The following is a 13410-nucleotide window of genomic DNA, read 5'->3' on the forward strand; positions in this document are numbered from 1 at the left end:
GGAGTCGCGAACGTGCGCGTCGGACTGTACTTCGACCTCCGGAACCCGCAGCGCTGGCGCCAGGACCCGGCCCGCCTGCACGCGTTCACCCTCGAGCTGTGCGAGGAGGCCGACCGCCTCGGCATCGACTCGTTGTGGTTCACCGAGCACCACCAGTTCGACGACGGCTACCTCACCCAGCCCCTTACCTTCGCAGCGGCGGTCGCCGCACGCACGACCCGGGCGCGCCTCGGCACTGCTGTGCTGGTCGCCCCTCTCCATCACCCGGTCCGTCTCGCAGAGGAGGCGACCCTGGTCGACCTGATCTCGAACGGCAGGCTTGACCTCGGCCTGGGCGCCGGCTACCGCAAGCCCGAGTACGACCTGTACGGCGTACCCCAGGAGAGGCGGTACGGACGGACCGATGCCCAGGTCGGGGCGCTCCGCGCGCTGTGGGCGGCGGGCGGAGTGACGCCGCGGCCGGTGCAGGACCCCGTCCCGTTGTGGCTGGGCTACCTCGGCCCGCAGGGCGCCGGGCGTGCCGGCCGCCTCGGGACCGGCTTGCTGACCGCCAACGCGGAGATGTGGCCGCACTACCGCGACGCGCTGGTCGGCGCCGGGTACGACGCCTCCGCGGGCAGGATGGCCGGCGGCATCCAGGGGTTCGTCTCCGACGATCCGGAGCGGGACTGGGCGTGGGTCTCCGAGCACCTGGAGTACCAGGTCGACTCCTACCGGAGGCACATGGTCGAGGGGACCGACCAGCCGGTTCCGCGGCCCGTGGACGCCGCCAAGCTGCGTAGTCGTGAGCCGCGCACGAGCATCGACTACTTCTTCCTCGAGCCGCCCGACCGGATGGCCGAGCGGGTGCGCGCGTACACCGCCGGCGCACCCGTCGAGACGGTCTACTTCTGGGCCTCTATCGGCGGGATGTCCGAGGAGCGAGCCAGGGACCACGTGCAGCTGGTGTGCAACAACCTCGCGCCGCTCCTCGCGGAGCAGCGCCCAGGATCGGAGGACGAGAAGTGACGGGTCGTCTGGAGGGCCGGGTGGCGCTCGTGACCGGAGCGGGTCAGGGCATCGGCCGAGGGACCGCGCTGGCGCTCGCGAAGGAGGGCGCGTCGGTCGCGCTCGTCGGTCGCACGCTCTCGAAGTGCGAGGCCGTCGCCGCGGAGATCGCCGACCTCGGCGGGACGGCCGTGGCCTTCGCCTGTGACGTCGGCGTGCGCGAACAGGTCGACGCGGCCGTCGACGCCACCGTGCGCGCGCTCGGTGGGATCGACATCCTGGTCAACAACGCCCAGTCCTCGGTGCAGGCCAAGCTGGAGGACACGACCGACGAGGACGTCGAGCTGGCCTGGCGGTCCGGCGCCCTGGCGACGCTCTACGCGATGCAGGCCGCCCTGCCGCACCTCAAGGCCAGTGGTCGCGGATCGATCGTGAACTTCGGGTCGAGCACCGCCATCGAGGGCAACGTGGCGTTCGGCGCCTACGCGATGGCGAAGGAGGCGATCCGCGGACTCTCGCGGGTGGCGTCCAGGGAGTGGGGAAGGTTCGGCATCAGGGTCAACGTGATCGTCCCGAACGCCCTGTCGCCTTCCTCGCAGGACTTCCGCGAGGCCCATCCCGACCGCTTCGCCAGGATGGAGGCCCGGGTCCCGCTCGGCCGTGTGGGAGACCCCGAGGCGGACATCGGCCGGGCAGTGGTGGCACTCGCGGCCGACGACCTCACCTACCTCTCCGGCCAGACCCTGATGCTCACTGGTGGCTCGTGATGGTGGACCACGCTCTTGCCGGGAGGATCGTTCGGATCGAGGACCGATTGGACATCGAGCAGCTGCCGATCCGCTACGCCATCGCAGTCGACGAGCGCGACGTCGACGCGTGGGTGGCGCTGTTCACCCCGGACATCCGGCTCGGCCGGCACGGACAGGGACGCGAGGAGCTGCGCCGCCAGATCACCCCGCAGCTGCGCTGGTTCTACCGCTCCGTGCACCAGATCGTCGGACACCGGGTCGAGCTCCTCGGACCGGAGACCGCGCGCGGGCAGGTGTACTGCCGCGCCGAGCACGAGGTGGGCGACCGCTGGATCGTGATGGCGATCCGTTACGACGACGAGTACCAGAAGGTCGACGGCGAGTGGCTGTTCTCGCGGCGCCGGGAACGCCACTGGTACGCCGCCGACGTGACCGAGCGGCCCCAGGCGGTGGGCTTCGACAGCTGGGGTACGACGCCGGGCGGCCCCGGGCTGCCGCACGGCTTCCCGACCTGGGTCGACTTCTGGGCGCCGTACGACGCCTGCGACGTGACCTCGCAGCCCGTGGGAGCGACGCCATGACGAACCTGGTCCCACCTCTCGTCCAGCTCGACGCGGACAGCAAGAGCCTCCGGGACGACGTACGCAGCTTCCTGGCTGCGGAGCTGGCGGCCGGCCGGTTCGTCCCGCGCGTGGACTCGTGGATCTCGGGCTGGGACGAGGAGTTCAGCCGCCGGCTCGGCGCATGCGGTTGGCTCGGCATGACCATCCCCAAGGAGTACGGCGGGCACGGCCGGTCCCACCTCGACCGCTACGTCGTGACCGAGGAGCTCCTGGCGTCGGGGGCTCCGGTGGCGGCGCACTGGGTCGCCGACCGCCAGGTCGGCCCCGCCCTGATGCGTCACGGGACCGACCACCAGCGGCGGCGGTACCTCCCGGGGATCGCCCGCGGCGAGACCTACTTCGCCATCGGCATGAGCGAGCCCGAGTCGGGGTCGGACCTGGCGAGCGTCCGGACCCGAGCGGTCAAGGTGCCCGGAGGCTGGGAGCTCACCGGCACCAAGGTGTGGACCTCGGGAGCGCAGCACTGCCGGGCGTTCTTCGTGCTCGCACGCAGTGAGCCCCTGGACCCGGACCACCGCCACGACGGGCTGAGCCAGTTCATCGTCGAGCTCGACTCGCCGGGCATCGAGATCCGCCCGATCCTGCTGCTGACCGGGCAGCACCACTTCAACGAGGTCGTGCTCGAGAAGGTCTTCGTACCTGACGAGCTGGTGCTCGGCCGGCCGGGCGACGGTTGGGCACAGGTCACCTCCGAGCTTGCCGTCGAGCGCAGCGGCCCGGAGCGCATCCTGTCGTCGTTGCCGCTCCTGACGTCGTACGTCGAGAAGCTCGTGGAGCAACCCGGTGCCGAGGAGGTCCGGATGGTCGGCGGCCTCGTCGCCCGCCTGCTCACGTTGCGCCAGCTGTCGCTGTCGATCGCAGGCGGTCTGACCGACGACACCTCCGTCGACGTGCCAGCGGCCGTGGTCAAGGATCTCGGCACCCGGTTCGAGCGGCAGGTGGTGGAGACCGTCGCGGAGCACACCGCGACGGCCCCGGACCCCGACGCCGTCGACAACCTCTCCCGCCTGCTCGCCGAAGGCGTCCTGCACGCACCGGGATTCACACTGCGCGGCGGGACCTCAGAGATCCTGCGCGGCGTCATGGCGAGAGGACTGGGACTGCGATGACAGTGGACCAAGCAACGGCGATGCCCGATGCGGAAGACCTCCGGGACCTGCGGCAGCTCGCGTGCTCGATCCTCGACAAGTACGCCGCTGACGCCCTGACCGCGCCCCGGCAGGCGCTCCCGTTCGACGACTCGTTGTGGCAGACCCTGGCCGCCTCCGGCCTCACCCTCCTCAGCACCCCGATGCCGGCGGGCGGGAGCGGCGCGGGCATCGCCGAGGCGGCTGCGCTGATCTCGGCGACGGCGGAGTACGCCGCACCGGGCCCGATCGCCGAGACTGACCTGCTGGCGGCATGGCTGCTGACAGTCGCGCAGCTCGCCGTACCGGACGGCCCGCTGACCTCGGGGACGTGCGAGGTGGCTGTCTCAGAGGCCGACGGGGGAATGGTGCGGGTCGCGGGCACGGCGGACCGGGTGCCCTGGGCGAGGGACTGCGACACCTTCGTGGTGCTCGGCTCGACCGTCGCCGGAGAGGTCGTCATCCGGCTCCCTGCGGACCGCTGCAGCATCGTGCCGGGTCACAACGTGGCGCACGAACCTCGCGACGCCGTCCGGTTCGACCTCGATCTGCCCCGCGAGTCCGTCGTACCGGTGAACAGCGGCCTCGCCCGCGAGTGGTTGCTGCGCGGGGCGCTGGCCAGATCGGTGCAGACCTGCGGAGCAATGGAGAGTGCCCTGGGGCTGACGATCGAGCACGCGTCGCAACGCATCCAGTTCGGGCGGCCGCTCGGCAGGTTCCAGGCGGTGCAGCACCTGGTCGCGGAGGCTGCCGGCGAAGTCACCGCCGCGCGGGCCGCGTGCGAGGTGGCCGTGCGGACCGCCGTACAGGACGGCATCGCGAGCCCTGCCGGTGAGCTTGCCGTGGCCGTCGCCAAGTCCCAGTCCGCCCGCGCGGCGGACGTGGTCAGCCGCGTGTCGCACCAGGTCCACGGTGCCATCGGCTTCACCCTTGACCACCGGCTGCGTCACTTCACCCTGCGGATGCTGGCGTGGCGCGGCGAGTTCGGCGGCGCCAGGGACTGGGAGCGACGCGTCGGTGCCTTCGCGCTGGCCGCGGGAGGGGACCTCTGGCCTCTCGTCACCTCGGGTCGGCCCGACCCGGCGTCGTAGAGCGGCGTCAGCCGCGACCGACGCCGACGCCCTTGATCATCAGGAACTCGTCCAGCCCGGCCTTGCCGCCTTCGCGTCCGAAGCCGCTCAGCCCGATCCCGCCGAACGGCCGGCCCGGCTGAGTGATGGGGTTCGGACCCTGGTTGACGAACACGGTGCCGGCGCGCAGCCGCGGGACCAGCCGGTTGACCCGGCGTACGTCGCGGGTCTGGACGTATGCCGAGAGCCCGTACGCCGTGTCGTTGGCAAGCTCGACAGCGTGCTCCTCGTCCCGGAAGCGCGTGATCGCGAGCACGGGTCCGAACACCTCCTGCTGTGCGAGATCGTTGTCGTTGTCGACGTCGGCGAACACGGTGGGTTCGACGAAGAACCCGGCGGTGTCCATGGCCGAACCGCCGGTGCGAAGCTCGCCGGCTCCTCCGGCCACGGCGGCGTCGATCATGCCGACCACCCGCTCGCGGGCGGCTGCGTTGACCAGTGGCCCGAAGTACGACGCCGGGTCCATCGGGTCACCCACCGGCAGCGCCTCGATCGTGGCAACCACCGACTCGACGACCTGGTCGTAGATGCTCTCCTCGACCAGCAGCCGCGTGGGCAGCGCGCAGCCCTGGCCGACGCAGGACATCGCGAACGCAGCCGAGTAGGGGACGGAGGCGTCGAGGTCGGCGTCGGCGAACAGCAGGTTCGGCGACTTGCCGCCGAGCTCGAACAGGACCGGCTTGAGCGACTCGGCCGCCGTGGCCATGATCCGCTTCGCCGTGCCCGGACCGCCGGTGAAGGACACCTTCCCGACCCCGGGGTGGCGCACCAGCGCCTCGCCCGCGGACCCGTCTCCCTGGACCACGTTGACCACGCCGTCCGGGAGCCCCGCCTCGCGAGCGAGCTCGGCGAAGAGCAGGGCGGTGAACGGGGTGAACTCGGCCGGCTTGATGACGACGGTGTTCCCCGCGGCGAGCGACGGAGGCACCTTCATCCCCAGCGAGAGCAGCGGAGCGTTCCACGTGATGATGTGGCCGACCACGCCGTACGGCTCGGCCAAGGTGTAGGCGAGCTCGTCCGCCGGGCTGAACCCGGATGCGACGATGCCCTCGATCTTGTCCGCCCATCCGGCGTAGTAGTGGGTCCACTCGATCGCCGCGTCGATCTGCGCCGACATCGAGGCACACAGCCCCATCTCGAGCGTGGCGATTGTCGCGAAGTCGTCGCGCCTGGTCGCGAGGAGGTCGGCGAACCGGGTCAGCAGCCTGCGGCGGTCTGCCGGCTTCATCGGCCCCCAGGTGGTCTCGTACGCACTGCGCGCGGCCGCGACTGCCTGGTCGACCTCGAGTGCGCCGCCGAGGGGTACGTCGGCCTGCGCCAGCCCGGTCGCCGGGTTGACGTGGACGTGGACGCCGCCACTGCCGGCGAGGAGGTCCTCCCCGCCGATGACCAGTCGCGGGACCGGCAGCAGCTTGGCCGCGTTCTCGTGACGAGCGAGGTCTACGGCGGGGGTGGGACGGCTCACTGCAGCTCCTGGGAGGTTGACGACGATCCAGAAATAGGTATAAATAGTTAACTCATTCATATGATGACCCGGTCGGGCCCCGAGCGCAAGGAGTGCGTGTGAGCGACCTAATGAAGCTTCCGGTTGCCGAAGGACTCTTCACGTGGCCGCCTGACGGGCGGCCGCAGCTGATCGCTTCCCGGCATCGTGGCACCGGTGCGGTCACTTTCCCCGCGGATCCCGCCCAGGACGACGTCGACGAGATCCTGCTGTCGCGAACGGGGACGCTCTTCACCTGGACCACCCAGCAGTTCGTCCCGCCCTCCCCGCCGTACACGGGGGAGACCGATCCGGCGTCCTTCGAGGCGTACGCCGTCGGCTACGTGGAGCTGCCGGAGGGGATCCTGGTCGAGGGCCGGCTCACCGAGTCGGACCCCGAGCTGCTCACGATCGGCCAGCAGATGGAGCTCGTGCTCGTCCCGTTCGTAGAGCGGCCTGGTGCGGACGGAGGACCCTCGAGGGAAATCCTGACGTTCGCCTTCGCGCCCGTCGCGCCCGTCGCGCCCGTCGCGTCCCAGGGGGTCGAAGCATGAGCGGCGTCTCGATCATCGGCGTGGGCATGCACCCCTTCGGCCGGTTCCCCGGCAAGCAGGCCATGGACATGGGCGCCGAGGCGATCCGCCTCGCCCTGAAGGACGCCGGCGTGGGCTGGGAGCAGGTCCAGCGCGCGTACGCCGGAAGCCTGGTCGTGTCGAACCCGGACGCGGTGGTGGGGAAGCTCGGGCTCACCGGGATCCCGGTCTTCGGCGTCTTCAACGGGTGTGCGACCGCGCACATCGCCGTCTCGCTGGCGGCAGAGGCGATCGAGCACGGGAAAGCCGACATCGCGCTCGCGGTCGGCTTCGACAAGCATCCACGCGGTGCCTTCTCCGGCGAACCCGCGGTGCTCGGCCTCCCCGAGTGGTACGGCGAGACCGGGATGTTCCTCACGACGCACTTCTTCGGTATGAAGATCAACCGGTACATGGCGATGCACGGGATCACGCCCGGCACCCTGGCGAAGGTTGCTGCCAAGAACTTCCGCAACGGCGCGCTCAACGAGCTGGCGTGGCGGCGGGAGCCGATGAGCGAGGAGGCGATCCTCGCGGCGCCCTACCTGAACTACCCGCTGACCAAGTTCATGTACTGCGCACCGGACGAGGGTGCCGCAGCCGTGGTGCTCTGCCGCCGCGACCTTGCGTCGCGGTACTCCGACAGCCCGGTCCACCTGGCAGCCGCGGAGCTGAGGACCCGTCGGTCCGGCGCGTTCGAGGTCTCGAGCCCGTCGCTGCCCGCTGCATCCGTGCCGAGTCCGACCGTCTACGCCTCCGCCGCGGCGTACGAGAAGGCGGGCATTGGTCCTGAGGACGTTCACGTCGCCCAGCTGCAGGACACCGATGCCGGGTCCGAGGTCATCCACCTTGCCGAGAACGGCTTCTGCGCCGACGGCGACCAGGAGAAGCTGATCGCCGACGGCCACACCGAGATCGGCGGACGGCTTCCGGTGAACACCGACGGTGGGCTGATGGCCAACGGCGAGCCCATCGGCGCCTCCGGCCTGCGGCAGATCCACGAGATCGTGCTGCAGCTGCGTGGACGCGCGGGGGCCAGGCAGGTCCCCGGCCCGCACTCCGTCGGCTACACCCACCTCTACGGCTCACCGGGGACGGGTGCGGTCACCATCCTCACGACGTGAGCCGCATCGACATGGGTAGAACCGCACTGGTGACCGGCGGCACCGGCGGACTGGGCTGTGCCGTCACGGAACGGCTGCTCCGTGATGGCTGGCGGGTCGTGGTCCCGTGGATCGTGGAGGCCGAGCTGGCGCGGGTCGCCTCCCATCCGCGGCTCGAGCTCGTGGAGGCGGACCTCTTCGACGCCGAGGCTGTCGCCGGTGTGGTCAGGACCGCCGCCGCTGACCCCGACGCCCCGCTGACCGCCGTTGCCAACCTTGTCGGTGGCTTCGCGATGGGTGGTCGACTCCACGAGACGCCCGTGGACGACTTCGAGCGGCTGCTTCGGCTGAACCTGCGGCCGACCTACCTGGTGACGCAGGCGGTCCTGCCGCACCTGCTGAGTGCCGGCGGTGGTTCGATCGTCGCCGTCTCGGCCCGGTCGGCGTTCAGCCCCTTCGCGGGCGCATCGGCGTACGTCACTGCGAAGGCCGCGGTCTGGGCCCTGGTCAGCAGCCTGGCCGTCGAGTACCGGGAGGACGGGGTGCGTGCGAACGCGCTCCTGCCGTCGGTCATCGACACCCCTGGCAACCGGCAGGACCAGCCGACGTCGACGCGCGCGGGATGGGCCTCTCCGGAGAGCATCGCCGACGCCGTCGCCTTCCTGCTCAGTGACGACGCCCGCTCGATCACGGGGGCGCAGGTCCCGGTGCCCGGCGTGAGTTGAACGCGCCGTAAAGGCAAATGTTGCGCCTCAGGCTATGGACACAATGAGATTAATCAGGTAGATATATGCACCTGATCGTGACCGCGATCACACCTGGAGGACACCGTGACTGACGTGTTGCCGTTCATCATCGCCGGGCTGACGGTGGGATCCGTCTACGCGCTCGCCGGGTCCGGGCTCGTGCTCACGTTCAAGACCTCGGGGATCTTCAACTTCGGGCACGGCGCCCTCGCGACCGTGGGCGTCTACGTCTTCTACTTCATGTACGTCGAGGAGCAGCTCCCGCTCGCTCTCTGTCTGTCGGTCAGCGTCCTCGGGGTCGGCGTGGTGCTGGGGCTGCTGATGGAACGACTGGCGAGAAGCCTGGCGACGGTCCCGGTCGGGCTGCAGGTCGCGGCGACCGTCGGCCTGGTCCTGGTCGTCCAGGCGGGAGCGCGACTCACGTTCGGGTCGGCGCCGCTGTTCTTCCCGAGGTACCTGCCGGTCGGCACCGTGGAGGTCGCCGGCGTGCTGGTGACCTATGAACAGCTCGTGCCGATGGCGGTGGCGTTGCTCGCCACGTTGGCGCTCGCGGTGTTCTTCCGATGGTCCCGCCTCGGCGTGGCGATGCGCGGCGTGGTCGACGACCCCACCCTCCTGGCGATGACGGGCACCTCGCCGATCGCCGTACGACGCGTCGCCTGGATCGTCGGCTCGATCTTCGTCTGCCTGTCCGGGGTGCTGCTCGCACCCACCGTCAACCTCGACTCGATGGTGCTGACGCTCCTTGTCATGCAGTCGTTCGGTGCGGCGGCCATCGGCCGCTTCTCCAACATCCCGCTCACCTACGCCGGCGGACTCGGGATCGGGGTGGTCGCCGCCCTGATCACCCGGTACGTGAGTGGGACCAGCGACTACTTCGCCGGTCTGAGCCAGAGCTTCCCGTTCATCGTGCTGCTGCTCGCCCTCATGGTGACGCCGAGGTCGAAGCTGGTGGACCGCCGGATGACCCTGGCTCGTCCGCTCCAGGTCTGGAGGGCCCCTGGTCGGGTGCAGGCGGTCGGAGCTGCGGCGGTGCTCGTCGTCCTCGCCACCGGGCCGCTGTGGTTCGGGGCACGGCTGTCGTCGTTCACGGTGGCATTGAGCTACGTCGTGCTCTTCCTGTCCCTCGGGATGCTGGTCAAGAGCTCGAACCAGGTCTCGCTGGCGCACGTGGGGTTCGCCGCGACCGGGTGCGTCGCGTTCTCGGTGGTGCGCGTCGAGTGGGGGCTTCCCTGGATCGTCTCCCTCGTCCTGGCTGCGCTGATCACGATTCCCATCGGGGCGCTGATCGCGCTCCCCGCCATCCGGCTCTCGGGCATCCACCTCGCGCTCGCCACGTTCGCCTTCGGCCTGATCCTCGAGGTCATGTTCTACAACAGCGAGCTGATGTTCGGCCCGAGCACCGCGGGTCTGCCGATGCCCCGGCCCGAGGCCTTCGGCCTCGACACCGACCTCGGGTACTACTACCTGGTCCTCGCCGTCGTCGCCGCGTGCACGCTGTTCCTGGTCCTGCTGCAGCGCACCCGGCTCGGGCGGCTCCTGCGCGGTCTGGGCGAGTCGCCGGTCGCACTGGAGACCAGCGGCGCCTCCGTGCGGATCACAAAGCTCATCGTCTTCTGTCTCTCGTCCGGCATGGCGGCGGTGGCGGGTGCGTTGTACGGCAGCACCTTCACCAACGTGGGAGGACTCTCCTTCCAGTCGTTCAGCTCGCTGATCCTGCTCGTGCTGCTGCTGCTCATGCCGGGTTCGGCGCCGTGGTACGCCGTCATCGGCGCGTTCGCGCTGGTGGTCCTGCCCACCTACCTCCCTGGGGGCGAGACCGCCCACCACGTGCTCACGCTGGTGTTCGGGCTCTCCATCGTCGCGTCCGCCCTCCAGCAGGGGCGCCACCCGAGGCTCCCGTCGTGGCTCACGGGTTTCCTCGACCGGCTCGGTGGACGGTCCGTGCAGCCGTGGTCGGAGTTCGACGCCATCGAGGCCGCCACGTCCCCGGACGAGAACGCCTCGCCGGCTCGGAGCCGGGGCGTCGCAGAACCCGGAGGGATCGGCCTCGAGGTCCGTGGGCTGAAGGTCCGCTTCGGCGGGCACCTCGCCGTGGACGACGTCAGCCTCGAGGCGCCGACCGGCCGGATCACCGGTTTGATCGGGCCCAACGGAGCGGGCAAGACCACGACCTTCAACGCGTGCTCCGGGCTGCTGCGACCGACGGCCGGCCAGATCCGGTTGAAGGGCGCCGACGTCAGCTCCCGGCCGCCGGCAGCACGGGCGCGTCTCGGTCTCGGCCGGACGTTCCAGCGCATGCAGCTCTTCGACAGCATGACCGTCGCCGAGAACGTCTCGCTCGGGCGCGAGGCGGAACTGGCCGGGGGCAACTTCCTGTCCCAGTTGTTCAGCAAACCCGGTGACCGGGCGCTGCTCGAGGAGGCGACACGCGACGCGATGCGGCTCTGCGGGGTCAACCAGCTCGCGCACGCGAAGGCAGGGGACCTCTCGACCGGTCAGCGGCGTCTGGTGGAGCTCGCTCGAGCACTCGCGGGCTCGTTCGACGTACTGCTGCTCGACGAACCGTCGTCGGGCCTGGACCGGGTGGAGACGGAGACCTTCGGCCGGGTGCTGCAGCGGGTGGTGCGTGAGCGCGGTACGGCGATCCTGCTGGTCGAGCACGACATGAGTCTGGTCATGGACATCTGCGAGTACATCTACGTGCTCGACTTCGGAGAGCTGGTCTTCGAGGGCACACCCGCCGAGGTGTCGGCGAGCGCCGTCGTCCGCGCGGCGTACCTCGGTGCCGACGAGATCGAGTCGACGAGCCCCCCAGCACCGGCGGTCGAAGGAGCTCGGTCATGAGCGATCTCGCTCTCCGCCTGGAGTCGGTCACCGGAGGCTACGGAGACACGACCGTCATCCGCGACGTCTCGCTCGAGGTGCCCAGGGGCGCGGTCATCGCGCTGCTCGGACCGAACGGCGCGGGCAAGACGACCCTGCTCAAGATGGTCTCGGGCGTCCTCACTCCGGCGAGCGGCAGGATCTTCCGCGGCGACGAGGACATCACCGCGGCCAGGATCCATCGACGCTCCGCCCGCGGCCTGTGCCACATCCCCGACGGTCACGGCATCTTCCCGTCGCTCACCGTCAAGGAGAACCTGGTCCTCTCGAGCCCGAAGGGGCAGGAGCGGGCGAGCATCGAGAAGGCGACCAGTGCTTTCCCGGCACTCGGGCAACGACTCGGGCAGACGGCCGGAAGCATGAGCGGCGGTCAGCAGCAGATGCTCGCCGTGGTTCGGTCGTACCTCAAGTCCCCCGACCTGATCCTGATCGACGAGGTCTCGATGGGCCTGGCGCCGGTCGTGGTCGACGAGATCTTCGCCTTCATCAGCGACCTGTCCGCACAGGGCACGAGCATGCTCCTCGTCGAGCAGTACGTCGCGCGGGTGCTCGCCATCGCGTCTCACGTCTACATGCTCAACCAGGGCTCGATCACCCTGAGCTGCTCCGCCGAGGAGCTGCGCCGGAGCGATCTCTTCGACCACTACCTGTCCACCGGCGGCGCGCCCGCCGACGTGCCTGCCAGGACGGGGGACCGCTGACCCGTCCTCATGCTCGCTCCGCGACCCACCACAACGAGTTCAAACCGCACCATCCAGAGGAGAACACCATGCTGAACTTCCGTCACGCGATCGCACGGAAGGGGGTGGGAATTGCGTTGACCGGCCTCGTGCTCGCCTCGGTGTCGGCCTGCGGCGAGGACCAGCCTCCGCTCACGGAGTCCACGGCAACCGGCACGCCCATCAAGATCGGCGTCGTCGCGAGCCTCTCGGGGAAGTCGCTTCCCGCCACGGCAGGCCCCGAGGGACTCAAGGCCTGGGCGACGACGATCAACGGCCAGGGCGGCCTGGCAGGCCATGAGGTCGAGATCATCGTCCGGGACGACGGCAACGACCCGACCAAGTCCCTCACCGCCGTCAAGCAGCTCGTCGAGGAGGACGGGGTGGTCGCCATCACCTCGTGGACGAGCTTGGAGACGAGCTGGGCCGACTACGTCGAGGACCAGAACATCCCCGTCATCGGTGGGCAGAGCTACGCACCGATCTGGATGGAGAGCCCTTCCTTCTTCCCTGTGCAGGCGACGCTCGGCACGGCGATGACCTCGCAACCGTTGATGGCGTTGAACGCCGGTGCGGAGACCATCGGCTCCTACTACACCGCCGACGTGGCGAGCGCCGTCGAGGCGGTCGAGGCGAAGAACGGCATCGCGGCATCCCTCGGCCTGGAGGCGGTCTTCGACGCCGCGATCAGCTCGAGCCAACCGGACTTCACCGCGCCCTGCCTGGCCGGGAAGGACGCCGGTGCTGAGGCGATGATGCTCTCCGGCGTCCCTGTCGAGCGGATCACCCCGAGCTGCGCGCAGCAGGGATTCACGCCGTTGTGGATCCTGCCCGGTGAGAACGTGACCGCGGAGGTGCTGAGGACCCCGGAGCTCGGGGACGTGCTCGCGCCGCAGATGGCCTTCCCGTTCTTCGTCGAGGACGCGGCCACCGAGGACTACCGGAACGCGATGGAGACCGACTACCGAGGCCCTGAGGAGGAGATGTTCAGCCCCCTGACCTCGTCCGCCTGGATGACCGGTCTGGTCTACGAGGAGGTCGCCAACGCCCTGGCCGAGGAAGGCACGGTGACGTCGGACGACATGTTCACCGGGCTCTACCAGGTCAAGGACCTTAGTCACGACGGTCTGCTCGCCGGCATCTCGTACGCCAAGAACGACAAGGCGCGGAGCGTCGACTGCTTCTGGGAGACGACGGTGGAGGACGGCAAGTGGGAGGCCCCCAACGGACTGGAGCCCACCTGCCTCTGACGTGCGGTCAGGTCGGGTCCGGCGGCAGCGCCGCC

Annotated in this window: 12 protein-coding genes; 11 read left to right on the forward strand and 1 reads right to left on the reverse strand. The window is 69.9% G+C overall.

The features are described from left to right. Positions 1-12: 12 nt before the first annotated feature. From D0Z08_RS26635 to D0Z08_RS26655, 5 genes are read left to right on the forward strand one after another with little or no spacing between them, the layout of a single operon-like run. Positions 13-1008, forward strand: coding sequence for an LLM class flavin-dependent oxidoreductase (locus tag D0Z08_RS26635; RefSeq protein ID WP_118928327.1), 996 nt, complete (start codon positions 13-15; stop codon positions 1006-1008). Next, a complete protein-coding gene (locus D0Z08_RS26640) occupies positions 1005-1754 on the forward strand; it encodes an SDR family NAD(P)-dependent oxidoreductase (protein ID WP_118928328.1) in 750 nt (249 codons plus the stop codon). Before D0Z08_RS26635 ends, D0Z08_RS26640 begins: the two co-directional genes overlap by 4 nt. Continuing rightward, positions 1754-2317, forward strand: coding sequence for a nuclear transport factor 2 family protein (locus tag D0Z08_RS26645; RefSeq protein ID WP_118928329.1), 564 nt, complete (start codon positions 1754-1756; stop codon positions 2315-2317). Before D0Z08_RS26640 ends, D0Z08_RS26645 begins: the two co-directional genes overlap by 1 nt. Further along, entirely contained in the window at positions 2314-3468 is a 1155-nt protein-coding gene (locus tag D0Z08_RS26650) for an acyl-CoA dehydrogenase family protein (RefSeq protein ID WP_118928330.1), read from the forward strand. Before D0Z08_RS26645 ends, D0Z08_RS26650 begins: the two co-directional genes overlap by 4 nt. Then, positions 3465-4577, forward strand: a complete 1113-nt coding sequence (locus D0Z08_RS26655) for an acyl-CoA dehydrogenase family protein (protein ID WP_118928331.1) — start codon at positions 3465-3467, stop codon at positions 4575-4577. Before D0Z08_RS26650 ends, D0Z08_RS26655 begins: the two co-directional genes overlap by 4 nt. 7 nt (positions 4578-4584) lie before the next feature. Here the strand turns inward: D0Z08_RS26655 and D0Z08_RS26660 are convergent, their stop codons facing one another. Beyond that, positions 4585-6081: an aldehyde dehydrogenase family protein gene (locus tag D0Z08_RS26660; protein WP_245994539.1), complete on the reverse strand. Its 1497-nt coding sequence runs from the start codon at positions 6079-6081 to the stop codon at positions 4585-4587. Positions 6082-6179: 98 nt separating this feature from the next. Here D0Z08_RS26660 and D0Z08_RS26665 point away from each other — a divergent pair, with 98 nt between their 5' ends. The 6 genes from D0Z08_RS26665 (at position 6180) to D0Z08_RS26690 (ending at position 13375) form a co-directional block, all read left to right on the forward strand. Beyond that, positions 6180-6653 carry a Zn-ribbon domain-containing OB-fold protein gene (locus D0Z08_RS26665; RefSeq protein ID WP_220454365.1) on the forward strand — a complete coding sequence of 158 codons (474 nt, stop codon included), beginning with the start codon at positions 6180-6182 and terminating at the stop codon, positions 6651-6653. Then, the gene (locus D0Z08_RS26670) at positions 6650-7795 is read left to right on the forward strand and encodes a thiolase family protein (protein WP_118928334.1); all 1146 of its coding nucleotides are present in this window, start codon (positions 6650-6652) and stop codon (positions 7793-7795) included. The genes D0Z08_RS26665 and D0Z08_RS26670 overlap by 4 nt, the downstream gene beginning before the upstream one ends. Then, on the forward strand, positions 7792-8499 hold the full coding sequence (locus D0Z08_RS26675; protein ID WP_245994542.1) for an SDR family NAD(P)-dependent oxidoreductase: 708 nt from the start codon (positions 7792-7794) through the stop codon (positions 8497-8499). The genes D0Z08_RS26670 and D0Z08_RS26675 overlap by 4 nt, the downstream gene beginning before the upstream one ends. Positions 8500-8604: 105 nt before the next feature. Then, positions 8605-11367 carry a branched-chain amino acid ABC transporter permease/ATP-binding protein gene (locus tag D0Z08_RS26680; RefSeq protein ID WP_118928335.1) on the forward strand — a complete coding sequence of 921 codons (2763 nt, stop codon included), beginning with the start codon at positions 8605-8607 and terminating at the stop codon, positions 11365-11367. After that, positions 11364-12107, forward strand: coding sequence for an ABC transporter ATP-binding protein (locus tag D0Z08_RS26685; protein WP_118928336.1), 744 nt, complete (start codon positions 11364-11366; stop codon positions 12105-12107). The genes D0Z08_RS26680 and D0Z08_RS26685 overlap by 4 nt, the downstream gene beginning before the upstream one ends. A 68-nt stretch (positions 12108-12175) precedes the next feature. Beyond that, a complete protein-coding gene (locus D0Z08_RS26690; RefSeq protein WP_118928337.1) occupies positions 12176-13375 on the forward strand; it encodes an ABC transporter substrate-binding protein in 1200 nt (399 codons plus the stop codon). Positions 13376-13410 lie beyond the last annotated feature (35 nt).

The organism is Nocardioides immobilis, from assembly GCF_003515065.1.
Taxonomy (GTDB): Bacteria; Actinomycetota; Actinomycetes; order Propionibacteriales; family Nocardioidaceae; genus Nocardioides; species Nocardioides immobilis.